The sequence below is a fragment of the Mycobacterium sp. genome, from assembly GCF_035653355.1.
Taxonomy (GTDB): Bacteria; Actinomycetota; Actinomycetes; order Mycobacteriales; family Mycobacteriaceae; genus Mycobacterium.
This window is the reverse complement of sequence record NZ_DASRBZ010000459.1, coordinates 1-17,393: the sequence shown is the minus strand read 5'-3', so window position 1 is coordinate 17,393 and position 17,393 is coordinate 1. Positions and strand designations below refer to the sequence as shown.

23 protein-coding genes and 1 tRNA gene are annotated in these 17,393 nt (G+C 63.3%); 18 read left to right on the top strand and 6 right to left on the bottom strand.

Annotation, left to right across the window (positions count from 1 at the left end):
- The coding region (locus tag VFA16_RS15865; protein ID WP_324968739.1) for an esterase-like activity of phytase family protein at positions 1-590 on the bottom strand (590 nt) is incomplete at its 3' end.
- Positions 591-673: 83 nt separating this feature from the next.
- Here VFA16_RS15865 and VFA16_RS15860 point away from each other — a divergent pair.
- The 15 genes from VFA16_RS15860 to VFA16_RS15790 all read left to right on the top strand — a co-directional run bounded on the left by VFA16_RS15860 (position 674) and on the right by VFA16_RS15790 (position 11,305).
- Positions 674-2,614 (top strand): acyl-CoA dehydrogenase, encoded by a 1,941-nt coding sequence (locus tag VFA16_RS15860; RefSeq protein WP_324968741.1) that lies wholly within the window; start codon positions 674-676, stop codon positions 2,612-2,614.
- 934 nt (positions 2,615-3,548) lie between these two features.
- Positions 3,549-4,715, top strand: coding sequence for a tyrosine-type recombinase/integrase (locus VFA16_RS15855; protein ID WP_324968738.1), 1,167 nt, complete (start codon positions 3,549-3,551; stop codon positions 4,713-4,715).
- Positions 4,716-4,837: 122 nt separating this feature from the next.
- A complete protein-coding gene (locus VFA16_RS15850; RefSeq protein ID WP_324968737.1) occupies positions 4,838-5,050 on the top strand; it encodes a helix-turn-helix domain-containing protein in 213 nt (70 codons plus the stop codon).
- Positions 5,047-5,178: a hypothetical protein gene (locus VFA16_RS15845; RefSeq protein ID WP_324968736.1), complete on the top strand. Its 132-nt coding sequence runs from the start codon at positions 5,047-5,049 to the stop codon at positions 5,176-5,178. Before VFA16_RS15850 ends, VFA16_RS15845 begins: the two co-directional genes overlap by 4 nt.
- A 172-nt stretch (positions 5,179-5,350) precedes the next feature.
- On the top strand, positions 5,351-5,596 hold the full coding sequence (locus tag VFA16_RS15840) for a hypothetical protein (RefSeq protein WP_324968735.1): 246 nt from the start codon (positions 5,351-5,353) through the stop codon (positions 5,594-5,596).
- Positions 5,597-5,697: 101 nt separating this feature from the next.
- Entirely contained in the window at positions 5,698-6,210 is a 513-nt protein-coding gene (locus tag VFA16_RS15835; protein ID WP_324968734.1) for a hypothetical protein, read from the top strand.
- 199 nt (positions 6,211-6,409) lie between these two features.
- A complete protein-coding gene (locus VFA16_RS15830; RefSeq protein ID WP_324968733.1) occupies positions 6,410-6,817 on the top strand; it encodes a hypothetical protein in 408 nt (135 codons plus the stop codon).
- A gap of 45 nt (positions 6,818-6,862) precedes the next feature.
- Positions 6,863-7,072 carry a hypothetical protein gene (locus tag VFA16_RS15825; RefSeq protein ID WP_324968732.1) on the top strand — a complete coding sequence of 70 codons (210 nt, stop codon included), beginning with the start codon at positions 6,863-6,865 and terminating at the stop codon, positions 7,070-7,072.
- A 241-nt stretch (positions 7,073-7,313) separates the two neighbouring features.
- On the top strand, positions 7,314-8,504 hold the full coding sequence (locus VFA16_RS15820; RefSeq protein ID WP_324968731.1) for a phage major capsid protein: 1,191 nt from the start codon (positions 7,314-7,316) through the stop codon (positions 8,502-8,504).
- Positions 8,504-8,731: a hypothetical protein gene (locus VFA16_RS15815; RefSeq protein WP_324968730.1), complete on the top strand. Its 228-nt coding sequence runs from the start codon at positions 8,504-8,506 to the stop codon at positions 8,729-8,731. Before VFA16_RS15820 ends, VFA16_RS15815 begins: the two co-directional genes overlap by 1 nt.
- A gap of 237 nt (positions 8,732-8,968) precedes the next feature.
- Positions 8,969-9,511 carry a hypothetical protein gene (locus VFA16_RS15810; RefSeq protein WP_324968729.1) on the top strand — a complete coding sequence of 181 codons (543 nt, stop codon included), beginning with the start codon at positions 8,969-8,971 and terminating at the stop codon, positions 9,509-9,511.
- A gap of 127 nt (positions 9,512-9,638) precedes the next feature.
- Positions 9,639-10,136: an ImmA/IrrE family metallo-endopeptidase gene (locus VFA16_RS15805; protein ID WP_324968728.1), complete on the top strand. Its 498-nt coding sequence runs from the start codon at positions 9,639-9,641 to the stop codon at positions 10,134-10,136.
- Positions 10,137-10,148: 12 nt separating this feature from the next.
- Positions 10,149-10,604 carry a hypothetical protein gene (locus VFA16_RS15800; protein ID WP_324968727.1) on the top strand — a complete coding sequence of 152 codons (456 nt, stop codon included), beginning with the start codon at positions 10,149-10,151 and terminating at the stop codon, positions 10,602-10,604.
- A gap of 192 nt (positions 10,605-10,796) precedes the next feature.
- Positions 10,797-11,165 carry a hypothetical protein gene (locus tag VFA16_RS15795; RefSeq protein ID WP_324968726.1) on the top strand — a complete coding sequence of 123 codons (369 nt, stop codon included), beginning with the start codon at positions 10,797-10,799 and terminating at the stop codon, positions 11,163-11,165.
- The gene (locus tag VFA16_RS15790; protein ID WP_324968725.1) at positions 11,162-11,305 is read left to right on the top strand and encodes a hypothetical protein; all 144 of its coding nucleotides are present in this window, start codon (positions 11,162-11,164) and stop codon (positions 11,303-11,305) included. Before VFA16_RS15795 ends, VFA16_RS15790 begins: the two co-directional genes overlap by 4 nt.
- A 126-nt stretch (positions 11,306-11,431) precedes the next feature.
- On the opposite strand, the gene VFA16_RS15785 is transcribed toward VFA16_RS15790, so the two are convergent.
- The 3 genes from VFA16_RS15785 to VFA16_RS15775 all read right to left on the bottom strand — a co-directional run bounded on the left by VFA16_RS15785 (position 11,432) and on the right by VFA16_RS15775 (position 13,006).
- Positions 11,432-12,034 (bottom strand): hypothetical protein, encoded by a 603-nt coding sequence (locus tag VFA16_RS15785; protein ID WP_324968724.1) that lies wholly within the window; start codon positions 12,032-12,034, stop codon positions 11,432-11,434.
- 171 nt (positions 12,035-12,205) lie between these two features.
- The gene (locus VFA16_RS15780; protein WP_324968723.1) at positions 12,206-12,418 is read right to left on the bottom strand and encodes a hypothetical protein; all 213 of its coding nucleotides are present in this window, start codon (positions 12,416-12,418) and stop codon (positions 12,206-12,208) included.
- A gap of 515 nt (positions 12,419-12,933) precedes the next feature.
- A tRNA-Asn gene (locus VFA16_RS15775) sits at positions 12,934-13,006 on the bottom strand.
- 157 nt (positions 13,007-13,163) lie between these two features.
- Between VFA16_RS15775 and VFA16_RS15770 the strand changes: the two genes are divergently transcribed.
- Positions 13,164-13,412 (top strand): hypothetical protein, encoded by a 249-nt coding sequence (locus tag VFA16_RS15770; RefSeq protein WP_324968740.1) that lies wholly within the window; start codon positions 13,164-13,166, stop codon positions 13,410-13,412.
- A 5-nt stretch (positions 13,413-13,417) separates the two neighbouring features.
- Here VFA16_RS15770 and dnaG read toward each other — a convergent pair whose 3' ends face one another.
- Positions 13,418-15,322 (bottom strand): DNA primase, encoded by a 1,905-nt coding sequence (dnaG, locus tag VFA16_RS15765; RefSeq protein ID WP_324968722.1) that lies wholly within the window; start codon positions 15,320-15,322, stop codon positions 13,418-13,420.
- A gap of 101 nt (positions 15,323-15,423) precedes the next feature.
- Here dnaG and sodC point away from each other — a divergent pair, with 101 nt between their 5' ends.
- Both sodC and VFA16_RS15755 read left to right on the top strand, forming a co-directional pair.
- A complete protein-coding gene (sodC, locus tag VFA16_RS15760) occupies positions 15,424-16,026 on the top strand; it encodes a superoxide dismutase[Cu-Zn] (protein WP_324968721.1) in 603 nt (200 codons plus the stop codon).
- 190 nt (positions 16,027-16,216) lie between these two features.
- Positions 16,217-16,498 (top strand): ANTAR domain-containing protein, encoded by a 282-nt coding sequence (locus VFA16_RS15755; protein WP_324968720.1) that lies wholly within the window; start codon positions 16,217-16,219, stop codon positions 16,496-16,498.
- Between the two features lie 16 nt (positions 16,499-16,514).
- Here the strand turns inward: VFA16_RS15755 and VFA16_RS15750 are convergent.
- A partial coding sequence (locus VFA16_RS15750; RefSeq protein WP_324968719.1) for a deoxyguanosinetriphosphate triphosphohydrolase occupies positions 16,515-17,393 on the bottom strand: 879 nt, incomplete at its 5' end.

The window sequence follows — 17,393 nt, the reverse complement described above, 5'->3', positions numbered from 1 at the left end:
CCCTCCAACGCGGAATTACGACGCGGCCCAGTATCGTTCGCCGACATGGCAAGCCCCGGCGGCAGTTGAAACTGGCCCAAATAGCCGCCGCCCAGTCCGGCGATGCGAATCCACGGGTCCAGCAGCACCGGCTTGCCCGGGGTGTCGGTGATCCGCTCGCCCTCCGACGACCAATACAGCCGCTGCCGCAGCGAATCGAAGGCGATCCCTTCCGGATCGGGCGGAACTGTCGGCGGCGAGTTTTGCAGCGACAGCGGCTGGAACGGATGGCCCGACTCGTCCAGCAGCAGGTCGACATCGGTGAAGGTAACGTCACTAATCCCCTTGTCCGACAAGGACAATCGCACGGTGTAGAAGCGCGCCGGGTTGACGGCGGAGCGGTCGTCGCTGATCACGTAGTACACCTGACGCTTCGGGTCGTAGCTGATCGCCGACAAGCCGCCGATGACCGTGTCGCGAAATGTCGCGGCATGCGCAACCTGCGCCTGACCGATGTAGCGCAGTGACGCCGGGGGCGCCGGTGTGCCGGACGTGGCGCATCCGGCCACCCACAGGCAGCACACCACCAGCAGCCGACTCAAGGCGCGCATCTCGTGACTCTATGCCGACGCCCGGCTCGCTTGACATCACCGACTCCTGCCCGCGGGCCGACAGCGGCGGGTTACCGTCGGGTATGGCGTCCAATCCGACTAACACTGCCGAACATCTGCGTAACACACTCGACGGGCGTTGGCGCGATGCAAAAAACGAGATGCGCCGCAGACTCTCAGACGAGATCTTCCGACCGCACTACACACCCAACACGGTTATCGCCCGCACCAAGGTGGCCGAACAAATGACGATCATGGCGGCCGCGGGTGCAGCCGAAGACGCCTTCAAGAAGGACCACGGCGGCACGGGTGACCTCGGCTCCGCGATCACGCAGATCGAGATGCTGGCCATGTCGGATTTGTCGCTGATGGTCAAGGCCGGAGTGCAGTGGGGCCTGTTCGGCGGGGCTGTCGAAAACCTGGGCACCGAGCACCACCACCGGACGTACGTGCACAAGATCATCAACCTCGAGCTGCGCGGCTGTTTCGCGATGACGGAGACCGGCCACGGCAGCGACGTGCAGTCGCTGGAGACGACCGCGACCTACGATCCCGCGACCGAGGAATTCGTCATCGACTCCCCCACGCCCACCGCGCGCAAGGACTACATCGGCGGAGCGGCCGAAACCGCCAGGGTCGCAGCGGTATTCGCGCAACTGATCACAGCGGAGAACGGTGCGCCGGTCAACCACGGTGTGCACTGCTTTATGGTTCCGATCCGCGACGCCGACGGCAACGACCTGCCCGGGGTGACGACCTCCGACTGCCAATACAAAGGTGGGCTGCCGGGTGTCGACAACGGCCGCATCGTGTTCGACCACGTCCGGGTGCCGCGGCAGAACCTGCTGAACAGATACGGCGACGTCGCGCCTGACGGCACCTACAGTTCCCCGATCGAGAACCCCAACCGCAGGTTCTTCACCATGCTCGACACGCTGGTGCGCGGGCGGATCACGGTGGGCGGCAGCGCGGGCGCAGCGGCTCGCGTCGCTCTGGACATCGCCACCCGATATGCGTTGCAGCGCAGGCAGTTCACCGCACCCGGCGACGACCGTGAGGTGCTCCTCATGGATTACCTGGTTCACCAGCGCCGGCTGCTGCCGCTGATCGCACGGTCATACGCGTTGCAGTTCGCGCAGAACGAGCTGGTCGGCAAGTGCCACGACATCCAGACGGCCGACGAGCCCGATGCCGAGGAGCAGCGCGAGCTGGCCTCCCGCGCCGCCGGGTTGAAGGCGGCGAACACCTGGCATGCCACCCGCGCGATCCAGGAGGCCAGGGAAGCCTGCGGCGGGGCGGGCTACATGGCCGAGAACCGGCTGATCGCGCTGCGTGCCGACACCGACGTGTTCACCACCTTCGAGGGCGACAACCATGTGCTCACCCAGTTGGTGGCCAAGGAGCTGCTGACCGCCTACGCCGACGACATCCGCAGCATGAGCCCGGTCGAGTGGGTGCGCTTCGCCGCCAACACAGTCGGCACCCGGGTGCTGAAACGCACTGCCGCCGAGGCAATCATCCAAACCGTCGTCGACGCCCGGCAGGACAGCGAGGAAGAGGGCAGCCTGTTCAATCGCGGCACCCAGGTCAAGATGTTCGAGGACCGGGAGGAGTACCTGCTGTCGTCGGTTGCGCGCCGGCTACAGGGCAAGTCCAACGAGATGTCGGAGTTCGACGCGTTCAACGCCGTGCAGGATCACGTGCTGCACGCCGCCAGCGCGCACGTCGACCGGGTGGTGCTGGAAGCCTTCGTCGCCGGCATCGACTCGTGTGAGGACGACGAAGCCCGCCATGTGCTCGAGTTGGTGTGCGACCTGTATGCACTGTCGGTGATCGAGGATGACAAGGCGTGGTACATCGAGCACCGGTTCCTGTCCACCGACCGGGCCAAGGCGGTCACCCGCGGTATCAACGACCGCTGCCGAGCGCTGCGGCCGTATGCCCAGATGCTGGTCGACGGCTTCGGGATTCCTGAGCAGCTGCGCTACGCCGAGATGCTGCATCCGGAGAACCTGCCGGACTGAGGGACGTGCTGCACGGCTGGTGACCGACCAGCATGGCGCCGGACCGCAAGCGATGAACGTGTGCGCAGGACTGCGGTGGCATTAGCGCCCCGATCCTCACCGGCCCTAAAGATTTCAACATGGCACTACGATCTGACGGCAATGCTGCCCAAACCTGCCCGCAGGTTTACAAGACCGCTGGATGCAAGTGGGTTCGTCCGGCTCGAGCAAATCCTCCACGACTCCAAAAACAGAACTTTCCAGGGCGACTTCAAAAACGTCACCGTAGTCCCTCTCGGTGAAGAACCCGGCGAAGAAGACCGCCGCTAAGACCGAGACGACCAAGACGACACCGGAGATGAGGCGTGCCCAGACTGCAAAATGGTTGATCGTGTTCCGCCGTCGTGGCGGATTGGCCAAATTCACCTCCGTGGCCAAGCTGTCGGTTCGTCTCGGGATTGCGCTGGTTGGGCCGAACCTTCGGTACTCGGCATGCTGCCGCCCTTTCCCTTAATCAACTGATCCTATCGCCGGGAAGGCGACACAGATGTCGTTGGAGCGCCGGGCCGCGCTGATCGACGAGGGGCTCTCCGCGCCCATTGCGCGGGTCACCTGGGCATCCTCGGGTGTCGATGACGGAGAACGTCTACATGACCCCGCGGCGCGTGCACGCGCAGGTTGCCGAGCTACTCGACCGCACCGTTGCCACCAGCGATGCGGTCATAAACGATGACTCGCGATCTGGCCGGAACCTAGAAATGTGCTCTCGCGCTACTGAGCTCCCCCGGCTGGACTCGAATCAGCCATCTCTGCAATTCTCCCATAGCAGATAGATGCTCTGTTTTGGGCTTCTACCTGCTATGACTTAGACTCCACCCTAGAGTCAGCAACGGCCACAAGAGGCGCTAGATAACACACAGATGGCCACGCAGATAGCACGCGGGAGGTTGGCTGGATGGCGGGGAAGAAGGGTCGCCGAGGCTGGGGTTGGGTTCGCCGGCTCCCGTCCGGTCGCTTTCAGGCCAGCTACATTGGCCCCGATCTGGTACGGCACTGGGCACCCAGGACCTACACGAGCAAGCTCGACGCAGAGCGTTGGCTCGCCGATGAGCGATGGTCAATCGAACGCGACCAGTGGACGCCGCCCGCCCAACGGGCGGCCGAGGCGAAGGCCAGAGGCGTCACGTTGGCAGAATATGGCGCCCAATGGATCGAGCACCGCACCAAGGGCGGGCAGCCGCTCAAGGCGCGCACCAAGAGTCAGTACACCGCCCTATTCAATGAACACATCGGGCCGAAGCTGGGCAGCGTGGCGCTGAGGGACATCACTTCCCAAGCGGTCCGCGACTGGCACGCCCATACGCTCACGGACAAACCCACCTACCGTGCGCACGCCTACGGCCTGTTGCACGCCATGCTGGCGACCGCTGTCGCCGATGAACACATCGCGGTAAATCCCGCCCAGATCAGGGGCGCGGCGAAATCCAGGCGGAAGCGGCAGCCAGTGATCTTGGACGTAACCGAGGTCGGGCAGCTCGCCGACGCGATCAAACCCGAGCGATTTAAGGCGTGGGTTCTGATCTCTGCGTGGATGGGTGCCCGATTCGGGGAAAGCACGGAGCTGAGGCGCAAAGATGTGAGCAAGGATTGCTCGGTCATCACGATTGCGCGCGGGGTCGTCCATCGTGACGGGAAGTGCATCATCGACACGACGAAGGCCGACGAGGTACGGAAAGTAGTTGTGCCTCCGCACGTTCGGCCAGTCCTAAAGCGCCACCTCAAGACGTTTGTAGACAAAAGCCCTGAGGCGTTGCTGTTTCCTCCCTCGCGCGGCGGATGCCACTTGCGGGACAAAGTATTTCGTGATTCCTACTTCGATCCGGCGCTGACCAAGATCGGACGCGACGGAGAGAACAAGCCGCGTCCCACCATTCACGACCTCCGACATTTCTGTGGCACTCAAACCGCCCGCGTCGGCAACCTTGTCGAGACCATGGGCAGGCTAGGGCACAGGACCGTGGCGGCATCGCTGACCTATCAGCAGATTGTGTCTGGGCGTGATGCCGCTGTGGCTGAGGCGCTATCACGGTTGGCCAGTGATCAGTACGACAAGGAAGTGTGATGCTGGTAACAATTCGTCCTAGTGTCACAATTGGACCTAATTCAGGAAGTCATCATAACCGCTGCTCAATGGCCACTTTTTAACCGCGCGTAGGCGTCAATGCTTACTTCTACCATTAGGGCATGAGATATCAGCAAACAACGGGACCGGACACGCTTCCGGCCCACCCAACCATTAGCCAAGGTGCCAACTATCTGAATTGCTCAGCGCGACACGTAAGGCGACTCATTGCCGAGGGCAAGTTGACGGCGTATCGGATCGGCAAGCGGGCCATACGGCTCGATCGCAAATCCTTAATTGAGCTGGGCCAGCCGGTTGGGGCTGCGTCTGCATGACAGACGAGAACCCGCGCCGATCCCCGCCCGTCACTCCGGAACAATGGCGCCTAATCCGTCCGCTATTCGAGGACCGCCAAGACAACGAGGAAAGCCAAGCCCGCGAGGCGCGCGAGGGTGGTGAATGAGCGATCGCGACGAACTCAGTGAGTACTGGGGCGAGTTCAGCCCTGACGATTTTCGGTCACTCGCCGATGCGATGGAGCGGTACGGAGCCGCCGACACCCTGGGGAACTGCGGGATGTATGGCGCGTACGGGGAGGTGTTATTAAGCATGACGGCGGCCCGGTGGAGGCCGCCGTGCAAACCGAGTTGGCCGGGCTGTCGGATGCTGATGATCACACTTGGCTCGCCCCTGTCGCGCTCGCGCTGGCCCGCGGTCTGGATGATCCCGAGGCGCAGCCGTATTACGCAGAACTCGCCGCCGAGTTGGTAAAGGCCCTAGTGCGCTTGTACGGCGGTAATGACTCACCGGATTACAGGCCACGCCTCACGCTGATCCGAGGCGACGACAAAAGCCAACCGGAAAGGGGGGAAGGGGAGTAATCCTCCCGCTTTTTCCCTGAACCGTATTTCGGCATTTTCGCAGGTTAGGAATTTATCGTAAATTCCCGATCTAATTCGATAGAATCAGAGTAGGGGCAAGAATGGCAGGAGCGCCACGGATTTGGACGCCGTTCGCGCGCATATCGTGGGCAGCCGAATACCAACACACCGACGATGGCTGGATTCGGGACCGGAGCCGTAATCTGCTGCACGAACACGGGCCAGAGTTCCGTGTGGTGCTCAGGGTTTATGGAACCGAGCGCCGCATTTGGTTTCCCAAGGGAGAATTGCTCGCCTTGGAATTCTTCGGCGAGCCGCCGCGCCACGAGTGTGTGATCTGCGGCAACGGTCCGAGCTACCAGGTTTTGCACCTGAACGGCAATCGACGGGACTGCTCGCGCGGCAATCTCAAATATGTGCCTGACCACGACAAAGCGCGATGGCACGAATTGAAATGCTGCGAGATGATCATGCAGCGTCGTCCCCATGATCCGAGACGCCGACTCACGCTCGATAATCGGATGTTCTTCGCGAGTGACGAAGACATCAGCTTGTTCGCGCGTGGAAGCCCCTTCAAGCTCCGACCCTCGCGTCCCGCGTTCTGTCCCGCGTGACAGTCACCAGTGACCGAGGATAAGGACAAGGATAAGGCTATCCAGGTAAAGGCGTTAGGCCAAGGATCAAGGACCAGGCGAAGGCCCAGGACTAGGCCAAGGAACCTTTAGGAAAAGGTTCCAGGTAGTAGGAACAGGCGCCTAGGATTAAGGATTTAGGCTTTTAGGTAAAGGAAAAGCCGGAAAAGAAAAGCAAAAGATGACAGAAGTTGCGGGTATCAAAGGAACCGCACTGGATACCCGAATTAAAAACTCCATGCTGACCGACCCCGTTCTCCAGGCGGAACTGACCGGAGACGAGTTCAGGGCATTTGTGAATCTGACCTGTTGGGTCGTGTCTCTAGTGAGCGATGGAGTGTTTAACGGGTATCAGGCTGAGCTGCTGGTGCCGCACCTGGACCGCCCGAAGATACACAGATTTGTCGAGCTTGGCCTGATTGACGCGGACGACGCGGGAAACTGCCTAATGGCGCCCGAGTATTGGCAGTGGCAGAGTACGCGCGACCAAATTGAGCGTATGGCCGAGAAGCGGCGCAAGGACCGCGAGCGCAAGGCCGAATGGCGCCAGCGCAACGCCGAAGATACCCAACCTCAACAGCCTTGGTGAAAGAAGAAACAATCAATGCAGACTGAATGCACCTTCCCCGCGGAAGTGGAGCGCATCGAAAGCGCCGACATTTTGGTCGACACGAGCACCCGGGACCGGCCGATTATCGGCTTACGGTTCCGCGCGGCCGATGATCATGTTGTCATCCCGATGCCGGTGAAGTTCGCCGAGGAGGTCGCCAAAAACATTCTGGCCTGCGCCGCCATTTATTCGGGCGAGCGATGGCCTTTTTACGTGACGGAATCGTCCACCTAGAACTTCCCACGCTGGCGAGCGTCAGTCATGCACCGCAAGGTGTTCTCCGCGCTCGCGAGTGTGGGATCAGTCGCCGGGTGGTCCGCGTTCCTTGGCGGGTTGCGCGGGCTCCGGCGCACTTAAAAATCCGGCGTTATCCGGCACGGACAAACGCCAACAGCAGCCCCCACAACCGCAACGCTGGCACGGCGAAAGCGGTATCCCTTATTTGCGCTTGGCTCCGGCACGGAGCACAGCACCGATGGCACTTCGGTCCCCATTTTCCGAACCAGCAAAGAAAGAACAAAAATTGTCTACCGAATCTGACCTAAAACGTTACCGGGAGCTGCGCGCCTCGTATGCGAGCGCTCGGGCCTCCCTCGCTAAACGCAAACTCGGCGCTGGCGAAAGGGCCGCAGTCGACCAGCTAGACGCCAAGGTCGCCGAATTGGACGCCCAGATCGCCGACAAGCTCGAAGACTTGTCTCGAATGGGGCTTGACCCTACGGCCCAAAAAATCAATAAGGCGACCTGGATCGGCGCGGACGGCAATGGCGGCGATTGGGCCACCCGGGCGGCCAACGCCATCTGGCGCGCTAATTCATTCAACGGCGAAACGCGGGCGATTACCGCCAGCAGCATCGATCTGCCGGCGCTGGTCCTGCCCCAGGTCGTCGCAATGGAGCGGCCGCGGCGGGTGATCGATTTATTGGTGGATCGCCAGGAATCGCCGTCGAACGCGTTCGAATTTTGGCAGCAAACCACACGCACCAATAACGCCGCAATGGTGGCCGACCTGGCCACGAAACCCACCAGCACCCTCACGGTGACCCCTGTCGAAGATCGATTGCGGGTGCTCGCGCATTTGAGCGAGCCAATTCCTAACCGGTTGTGGCTCGATTACGACGAATTGCGGCAATGGCTCATCACCGAGCTTTACCAGGGTCTGCTCGACGCGCTTGAGGAGCAAGTGCTGAACGGCGACGGCGCCGGCGAGAATTTCACCGGCATCCTGCACGCCACGGGCACCACCCCGGTGGCATTTAGCACCGACGTGCCCACCACCTTGCGGTCAGCTTTGACGACGTTTGAAACGGCGGGTGTGCGACCGACTGGATGGGTGATGAACCCTGCGGATGCAGCCGCACTGGACTTGCTGAGAGAAGGCGGCACGCCGGACCTGTTTGTCCTCGGCGGCGGGTATCAGAACGGCCCGGCTGACAGCGGCAACATTTTCGGCACCATTCCGCGGCTGGTTTCTCCTCGCGTTCCTGCCGGGAAGGCGTTGCTTGCGGACTGGAGCAAGGTCCGGTTGTTTACCCGAGGCGGAATCCTGACGATGCTGGACCCGTTCAGCGGATTTGCGACGAACACCACCCTGTTGCGGTCGGAGATGCGCGTGGGCATGGGCTTGCTGCGCCCGAATGCCTTTGCGGTCATCACACTTTCGTGATGCAGCGCGAACCCCGGCACAGCTGGGTGAAGTTTGACGACGAGCTGGGGTTCAATGACGAGCCCACTTTTGTCGACCTTGACGAGGCCGCTCGGCGAATGAATCTGAGCAAGGCCGCCGTGATGGAACTTGTTCGCCTTCATGCTTTGCGGTTCACGCTGGCGGGCGGTGAGCTGCTCGTCGAGCCGGCGATTCTCCACGGTGCCCTAACGACACCTAGCCAGTAAAAACTGCGCGACCGGAGTCTTGGCAATGCCAGGGCCGGACTCCGGTCGCGATCTAACGTCCGACGCTCGGTTCACCTCTACGCCGAACGCCCAGGCCACGCCGCCGCGGTAGTGGGCCGGGGCCATTGACCCGGCCCGCCCGCCGACAGTGCCAGCGGATCGCTGCGCCCCATCTGGTGTTGGGGCGCGCCCGTTGTCGGCAAGGCCGCGGCGGCCTCACGCATCGAAGGAAAACATATGCTCGGTTGGCGACTCTGGGTTGTCGGACACGGCACGGGCGGCCAAAAGCTGGTGAGCCCCTTTGTGACGGCGCCGCGCTGGGCGTACGACAACCCGGGAATCGACCTCCCGACAACGACGCTCGGCTCCGATGGCGTACTGCGGGCCGAATGTCCGTACGGGTGCGAAGACGTGCCGGGGCCGTGCGGATTTTGCGGGCTGTATTTTTGCACCTCTCCGCGAAGCCTGTTGAAACTCGCGCCGAGAAACAACGGGTTTGTCGACCTGCGGCACCCGGCCTTTGCGGTCACGGTCGGTGAGACCGCGGGGCCGATTTCGGATGACCCCTGGCATTTCCCAGACATGTGGGCTCCCGTCACCAGCACACACCCCGGCAGCTACCGATGCGCCGAGTATCGCCCCCGCGCCATCTTGGGCACGGCGGTTACCGGCCTTACGCACTATGGCGTGCCGGTCTACCAGGGCACGCCGACGCTGGAAAACCTAATGAAAGTCGACAAACTGCTGCGCTTGAACGCCACTAAGGTGGTCAGCACATGAGCGTCAGCGGTTTAGCAGTGGTTGGAATGCCATGTCTGTGTCAGGTGAGACACTCTGCCCGTGCGCTTGTCGGTACGACCCAGGGGCGCCCCCAGCTATACACTCATAAGATGAACGGGGTGATCACATGGCACTAGTAATAGATGCCGCCAAGGATGCCGCCGCCAGCGTGGCCACGACCTATTGGCAACCAGGTGAGTTCCCAGTGGACGTTGAGGCAATCGCCAAGAACATGGGCTTGCGCGTGGAGTACACCTACCTTCGCGACGGAGTCTCCGGAATGATCGAGGCGCGCGGAGAGGAGGTCGTCATCTATGTTGACTTCGACGAAAACTCTGCACGACAACGGTTCACGATCGCACATGAACTAGGCCACTTCGTCGAGCGCAGCAACCAGGGGCAACGTAACTTCGCCTTCATCGATGAACGCGGGACGAAGTATGACCTCCATGAGTTCTATGCCGACGAATTCGCTGGAAACCTACTAATGCCGGCTGATGAGATCCGCAACCTTCGCAGGAGGGGATTTTCCAACGTGGAGATGGCGGCGCACTTCGGCGTGTCCGTGCCCGCGCTGAATAAGCGACTTGACCGGCTTCAGCGGGCGGACGAGTTCATCAGATAGCACCAGCACTTCATGACGGACAGCGAGGATGATGTCCCCGCCGCCAGGCGCGAGACGTCCAAACAAGGATTATCCTGGACGCCCGTTGGTAAGCACGTGTCCATCAGTGATCTGCTAAGCGCCTCCATAGATGACCTTGCGAAGACGCCTGCGCCGAATCCTCCCGCTCAGTCCGTCGCAGAACGGATTGACGACGAGCGACTGAAGGAACTCACCGAGGCGCGCAGATATCGACGTGCGACCGTGAAGTTCACACTGAGGGCCGTTGGATGGCTGGATTTATTCGCGACAGCCTTCATGATCGCCTACGTGTGCTCCCAGTGGCACCACATCGAAGCGTCTGTCATCATCGCCTACTTCACCTCGGTAGTGGTGGAATCGATCGGCATTCTCTACGTGATAAGCAAGTACCTATTCCCCCAAGCAGGTCCCCGTCGCGTCGGGGAGTCAACTCAAGAATCAGACTGACCCACTACCTAGAACCGGGCCGCCCAAGACTCGGCAGTCGATGTTAGCTCAAACACATTGTGCGGCAACGGTTTCCTGTAAGATCGACGGTATGACCACCCCGCCCGAGGGGCCCCTCAAAAGTCGGCGCGGCCGCACGCGGTGGTGACCTTGGTCAGGATCGTTTCCCTCTGAGACGGTCGTACTAGTTTTTTGGGGCTTGCGTACCACGCACCAAACGCGCAGGTCAAGAGAGGTTTTATGAACAACGCACGATCGAGCACACGCGCGCCGACCGGCCTGCGTAAACGAGGAAAAGCCTTATGGCACAGCGTAATTGAAGTAGGCGAACCCAATCCGGCAGAGTTGGCGATTCTGCACGAATTGTGCTCTGTAGTGGACGAAATCGACGTTTTGAAGGCCGTTTTGCGGAAGTCCTCGCCGGTCGTTGTCGGCTCGACGGGTCAGCCGCGCCCTCATCCGCTGTTCGCCGAGCTGCGCCGGCACCGGGAACTCGCCGACCGGCTGGCTCGGACGCTGGCGGTACCGAGCGATGTTGACGAACGAGGGAGCTTTGCATGAGACGGCGACGCAGGCCAGCCGAGGACTGCCGTTGCAGCCAGTGCGCGATCTGGCGGATCCGCGTCAAGACCTGGGAGCGCCGCCGCCGCGACTGCCCCGACGTGGCGCCGCAGCCGTACCCGGAACGCGAGCACACCTGAGGGACCTGACACAACGTGGTCGGGACCGCTGTGAGGGTTTCGGGTCGCCTCACAGTCCCCGGCCCAACCATGTCGCGGATGACCAATAATTACTCGGCCGACTGCTTGTCGGGAAGCTTCGCCGGGTTACTTCGTCGGTCGGCGTTCCTTGGCCCTTTTGAGGCCGTCATGCGTCATCTGATGCCGCAGGACCACCTCGACTACGTCAGTGCGAGGAATGTCTTGTTCGGTCCGCCAGCCTATGTGTGCACGAAATTTGACGGCCACCGGTATGCCGTCTCGGCCGCCGAAAAATATGCCGCCGTCACTATGGGCGTACACCACGGGGTTCTTCCGTACAGCTTCGAAGTGCTGCTCCATGGTGCCGGTTACGTCGAGGCTGATCTTCCCGAATGGCGCGACGTCGGCTGGTTCGGTCTCGCCCACGATTTGACCGTCACTGTCCAAAACGACGGAAGTTTGCAACGCGCGGTGTCCGCAATCGTTGAGAACGACAGCTACTCCGTCGTCGCCTACGTCGAGCGACCAGTTGTAGGGCACATCGTCCTGGGCGACGCGTAGCGCACGCTCTGCAATCGTGTTCGCATCACCTGAGAGCTGGTTTGCTTCCCCCGCAATGCTGTTTGCCTTCTTTGCCTCGCTTAACGCGTCCGACGCCGTGTCATTGGCGGATTTGGCTAGATTGTTGGCCTGCTCGGCGGTCTCTTTGCCGCGCAGTGCGACCGCCAAAGCTACCGCCGCGATCAAAGCCGCGACAACGGCGGCGACCGCCGCTACCCATTCGGCCACGATGCTTGCCCCCTCCCAGGGAACTCCGAGGTCTGCATTGTGTGAACAGAAGCGCGCCCACCGGTCCGCGCGGGAGCGGCCTCGAAGTTGGGACCGCCCCCGCTGAACCTCCTAGCGCTTTCCTCCGCGAGCCCGACCCGTGCCGTCGCCGTTGCGCGTCGGATCGTTCAGGCGGTAGGTCTGCCGGGGCTTGGGCGTCGGCGGCAGAGGCTCGCCACGGGTGACCGTGCGCTCCTTACCGGTATCGCCACCGCGGGGGCCCACGATGCCGTATTGACCCGATGCCGGCGCCGTCTGGCCCGGTTTCATCCCTTGAGAGCCCATCTGGGCACCTCCATTCGTCGCACCCCGCTCCCATTGCAGCCGGGAAATTCGGCGGGAAAACAGTGCGTCAGTTGATTGACGGAGCGCTCGGATCGGATACAGTGGGGCCTTCGCCTGCACCACTGCAACCCGCTCCGACGCTCAACACCGCGCGGAAGCGGGTGTCCTGCACCCCTCAGTATGAGGTGCAGCACCGTCATCCCACGGTTAGGCGCGCCGATGTTCTACACACAAGAACTAGCGGTTGTCGACCGGCGCGCCCGAAGCAGTGATCGCGGCTCCGTATACCGAAGACCGCGTTGGTGCCGCCTGGCTGCTGCTGCGAAGACTGATCTTTCATGGGCTCGCTTCATGAAAATGGATGCCCACACCCCCGATCTGCCAGTGAGAGCGAACGAGCCCGCCAAAGGAATGACGGAGCGTCATGTTGGTCTGGGTAACCGAGATAGCACGAGAGATAACACGACAGTTGCTTAACGCATCTAGATATAGGCTGCGGCCTGCGCAAATAGCTGCTCCCCCGGCTGGACTCGAACCAGCAACCCTTCGGTTAACAGCCGAACGCTCTGCCAATTGAGCTACAGGGGACTGCCCGATCCACGCGGATCCCGACGCGGACCGCGGGATGACTCTAGCGTACTGGCGCGGCGGCGCCCAACCAGACGAGATCAGGGCCGCCGGCGCGCGACGGCCCACCGCTTGAGGCAGGATGGAGCCGACCGCACCGTCGTGGGGAGGGACCGTTTTGATCCGGTATGCCGTTGTGCTGGGACTGGGGTACGTGCTGGGTGCAAAAGCCGGGCGCCGTCGCTACGAGCAGATCATCGGCACCTACCGGGCCGTCACCGGTAGCCCCGCCCTCAAGTCGATGATTGAGGGCGGCCGGCGCAAGATCGCGAACCGGCTCTCGCCCGACGCCAGGATGGTGACGTTGACCGAGATCGACAACACCACCAGCGTCGTCCAGCCGCAGCGGCGTGAGAACGCGACCTAGGAACCTCAGGCGGTCAGATCGTCGCCGCTGGCCTGCTCGAGCAGGCTGCGCCGGTAGGCCTCCATCGCCACCAGGTCGCCGAACAAGGCGTGGTACTCGTCGCCCTGTTCGACCGGTGACATGCGCTGCAGCTTCGACTTGACCTCAGCGATCTGCCGGCCGACCCACACCTCCTGCAGACGGGCCAGCACCCCGCCGATATAGCGGGGGAGCTTGTTGTCGTCGTCGACCCGGATCGCCTCCACGCCCAGCTCACTGACCAGCCCGGCCGCCGCGTCTGATGCGGTTTGGCGGCGCACCGCGTCGATCCACTCGGCGCCCGTGATCCCGGCACCGGTGCCCCCGGCGGCGTCGATGGCGGCGCGCACGGCAGCGTAGCCGGGATGGGTGAAGCTCTCGACCGGCAGCGAATCGAACACCGGGCCGGCCAGCGCCGGATACTGCAGCGCGGACTTGAGCGCCTCGCGCTGCGGCCACAGCGTGGGATCTCGCGGGTCAGGCCGAAGGGCGGCGGGCTCGCCGCCATTGGTGGCGGCGCGCGCTGGGCCAGCACGACGGGGCCGGCTGTGGTTCTTGAGGCTCTTGGCCTCCTCACGCACCCGCCCGATCACCTGGGCGACGTCGTCCCAGCCGACCCAGCCGGCCAGTTGGCGCGCATACTCGTCGCGCAGCGTGGGGTCCTTGATCTGGGCGACCATCGGCACGCAGCGGCGCAGCGCGGCCACCCTGCCCTCGGCACTGTCCAAGTCCATCTCGGCCAGCGCTGAGCGAATCGCGAACTCGAACAACGGTGTTCGCCGCGCCACCAAGTCACGCAGCGCAGCGTCGCCGTGCGCCAGCCGCAGATCGCAGGGATCCATGCCCTCGGCGGCCACCGCCACGAACGACTGGCCCGCCAGGTGCTGCTCACCGGCGAACGCCTTGAGCGCGGCCGCCCGGCCGGCCTCGTCGCCGTCGAACACATAGATCAGCTCACCGCGAAAGAACTTGTCGTCCATCATCAATCGGCGCAACATCGCCAGGTGCTCGTCGCCGAAGGCGGTGCCGCAGGAGGCGACCGCGGTGGTGACCCCAGCCAGGTGCATCGCCATCACGTCGGTGTAGCCCTCGACCACGACAGCCTGATGGCCCTTGGCGATGTCGCGTTTGGCCAAATCGATACCGAACAACGCCGACGACTTCTTGTACAGCAGTGTTTCCGGTGTGTTGACGTACTTGGCCTCGATCGGGTCGTCGTCGAACAGCCGCCGCGCCCCGAACCCGATCACCTCACCCGCCGCGGTGCGGATCGGCCACAGCAGGCGCCGGTGAAACCGGTCGATCGGGCCGCGACGGCCCTGCCGTGACAGGCCCGCAGCTTCCAGCTCCTTGAAGTCGAAGCCCTTGCGCTGCAAGTGTTTTGTCAGCGAATCCCATCCCGACGGCGCAAACCCGCAGCCGAAATGGCGGGCGGCGTCGGCGTCGAAGTTCCGTTCCTGCAGGTACTGGCGGGCCGGGGCGGCTTCGCCGGATTCCAGGGCGTCGGCGTAGAACGCTAAAGCGGCGGCGTTGGCCGCCACCAGCCGGCTTCGGGTCCCGCGGTCGCGCTGCACGCTGGTTGCCGCGCCGGTGTAGGTGATCGTGTGGCCGATCCGGTCGGCCAGCAGTTCGACCGCCTCGACGAAGGTGACGTGCTCGATCTTCTGGACGAACGCGTAGACGTCGCCGCCTTCCCCGCAGCCGAAGCAGTGGAAGTGCCCATGGTTGGGCCGCACGTGAAACGACGGTGATTTCTCGTCGTGGAACGGGCACAGGCCCTTGAGCGAGTCGGCGCCGGCGCGGCGCAGCTGGACGTAGTCGCCGACGACCTCGTCGATGCGGACTCGTTCCCGGATGGCGGCGATATCGCGATCGGAGATACGGCCGGCCATCGGCTTAGTGTAGAGCTGCCGGGCGAGCCGCAACTACGACTGGCGTGCAGCTGTTCAATGTCGCCCAGTGTGCTCGTTGCCGTGCCGATTAGGGTCGATCCATGATCAAGCCCGCCACCCTTACCGCCATCTTGCTGTCCCTGCCCGCCGTTACGCTCACGGCCTGCAGTCCTGATCAGCACCCCAGCAGTGAGCCGGGCACGACCCCGCCCGTCCGTAGCGGTTCGCCGACGGCTTCACCTACCAGCTCCCCCGCGGGCGCAGAAAAGCTTGAGGCGCAATTGAAATCGGCTGACGGCCGGCCCGTTGCCGCGGCCAGCTTCGAGTTCGCCAACGGCTATGCCACCGTCACCGTTAAGACGGTCGCCGCGGGCATCCTGACGCCGGGGTTCCACATGATGCACGTCCACTCGGTCGGCAAGTGCGAGCCCAATTCGGTGGCTCCGACGGGCGGCCCGGACGGCGATTTCCTCTCCGCAGGCCCGCACTACCAGGCACCCGGCCATACCGGCGAGCCGGCCAGCGGCGACCTGCCCGCGCTGCAGGTACGCAAGGACGGTGCGGCGCTGCTGGTGACTACCACCGATGCGTTTACCCATGACGACCTGGTGGCCGGCAGCAAGACGGCGATCGTGCTGCACGGCGCCGAGCACACCCCGGATGCCGAGACCCGGATGGCGTGCGGGGTCATCGGCACGGGATAACCGCGCATATATAGAGGCGGTCACGAGTCCATACCAATATCAACGGTGCTGTGGCGTAACGGAGAACCGGCCCAAACCATTGCCAAGTGCGCTCGTGCAAATCGTGAGCCGAGCGGCAGGCACAACGGGCGGCATGCCGCCGCGTGGCCATGAGGGGGCGCATCGGTATGGCACCACAGGAGGTAACCGCATGACGGACTGGGTTCCCGCCCAGATCTCACTCGACGTACACGGTCGGCGCATTCTCGACACCGCCGGCGGCATCTTGATGGGTCTACGCCGGTGCAGTTCGGAGGCTGCGTTTCATGAGCTTCACGGCGCGGCACAACGTCACCGGATTCCGGTGTGCACGATGGCATGGGCATTGGTCCACCTCGCCGGTGGACGCAGGCATTCGCCGGATTCGTTGCGCGGCGCGCAATCGGCCGCATCTCACGAATGGGGTCGGCTTTTCGCCGAGTCTGGCGTGTGACTTCCTGAAGCCCTGCTTATGCGGCCCCGATCCGCTCCAGCCGTCCTTCGGTGTAGGAGGCGATCTGGTCGACGATGACCCGTAAGCGGGCATTGTCGTCGGCGGCGGTGTTGAACGCCGGGACGAAGATGGGATCCAGCGTTCTTGGGGCGCCGGCGAGCAGCCACTGCGCGACTCGGTGGATGCGTTCGCGCTGGCGGGCTTGCATGTCGAGGTGTCGCGGATCGGACATGATGAACTGCAACGCCAGCGTTTTCAGCACCGCTACCTCGGCGCGCACCAGGTCGGGCACTTGCAGGTAGGCCGCATACCGCGCCAGCGGTCCCGGACCGGCGGCCGCACGCGTGGCCGCGATCGCCGCCGAGGCGAACCGGCCCACCAGCTCACTGGTCAGCCGCTTGAGCGCAACCGCGGCCGTGAGGGTGGCGTCGTACTTACCGACCGCGGCGACTACCGGAAGCCCCGACAGCCGCTGCGCGGCGGCCGCCAAGTCGTCGGCGCTTAGCCGCGGATACGCGGTCTCACCCAACGTGGCCAGCGCCGCGGCGGCGTCGTCGTCGGCGAGTACCCGCAGGTCGATGCGCCCGGAGACGACACCGTCCTCCACGTCGTGCACCGAATACGCAACGTCGTCGGCCCAGTCCATCACTTGCGCCTCCAGGCACGCCCGCTTCGGCTGTACGCCGTCACGCACCCAGGCGGCCGCGTCGCGGTCCTCCTCGTAGAAACCGAACTTGCCGCGGCCCTCAGCACGCGTCCACGGATATTTGGTGACCGCATCCAACGCCGCACGGGTCAGGTTCAGCCCGGCGCTACGTCCTTGGGTATCAAGGACTTTGGGCTCCAAGCTGGTGAGGATGCGGAAGTTTTGCGCATTGCCCTCGAAACCGCCGCA

Coding starts and splice junctions, on each gene's coding strand:
- VFA16_RS15860 (WP_324968741.1), top strand. CDS start 674: ATGGCGTCCAATCCGACTAACACTGCCGAACATCTGCGTAACACACTC.
- VFA16_RS15855 (WP_324968738.1), top strand. CDS start 3,549: ATGGCGGGGAAGAAGGGTCGCCGAGGCTGGGGTTGGGTTCGCCGGCTC.
- VFA16_RS15850 (WP_324968737.1), top strand. CDS start 4,838: ATGAGATATCAGCAAACAACGGGACCGGACACGCTTCCGGCCCACCCA.
- VFA16_RS15845 (WP_324968736.1), top strand. CDS start 5,047: ATGACAGACGAGAACCCGCGCCGATCCCCGCCCGTCACTCCGGAACAA.
- VFA16_RS15835 (WP_324968734.1), top strand. CDS start 5,698: ATGGCAGGAGCGCCACGGATTTGGACGCCGTTCGCGCGCATATCGTGG.
- VFA16_RS15830 (WP_324968733.1), top strand. CDS start 6,410: ATGACAGAAGTTGCGGGTATCAAAGGAACCGCACTGGATACCCGAATT.
- VFA16_RS15820 (WP_324968731.1), top strand. CDS start 7,314: ATGGCACTTCGGTCCCCATTTTCCGAACCAGCAAAGAAAGAACAAAAA.
- VFA16_RS15815 (WP_324968730.1), top strand. CDS start 8,504: ATGCAGCGCGAACCCCGGCACAGCTGGGTGAAGTTTGACGACGAGCTG.
- VFA16_RS15810 (WP_324968729.1), top strand. CDS start 8,969: ATGCTCGGTTGGCGACTCTGGGTTGTCGGACACGGCACGGGCGGCCAA.
- VFA16_RS15805 (WP_324968728.1), top strand. CDS start 9,639: ATGGCACTAGTAATAGATGCCGCCAAGGATGCCGCCGCCAGCGTGGCC.
- VFA16_RS15800 (WP_324968727.1), top strand. CDS start 10,149: ATGACGGACAGCGAGGATGATGTCCCCGCCGCCAGGCGCGAGACGTCC.
- VFA16_RS15790 (WP_324968725.1), top strand. CDS start 11,162: ATGAGACGGCGACGCAGGCCAGCCGAGGACTGCCGTTGCAGCCAGTGC.
- VFA16_RS15780 (WP_324968723.1), bottom strand. CDS start 12,418: ATGGGCTCTCAAGGGATGAAACCGGGCCAGACGGCGCCGGCATCGGGT.
- dnaG (WP_324968722.1), bottom strand. CDS start 15,322: ATGGCCGGCCGTATCTCCGATCGCGATATCGCCGCCATCCGGGAACGA.
- sodC (WP_324968721.1), top strand. CDS start 15,424: ATGATCAAGCCCGCCACCCTTACCGCCATCTTGCTGTCCCTGCCCGCC.
- VFA16_RS15755 (WP_324968720.1), top strand. CDS start 16,217: ATGACGGACTGGGTTCCCGCCCAGATCTCACTCGACGTACACGGTCGG.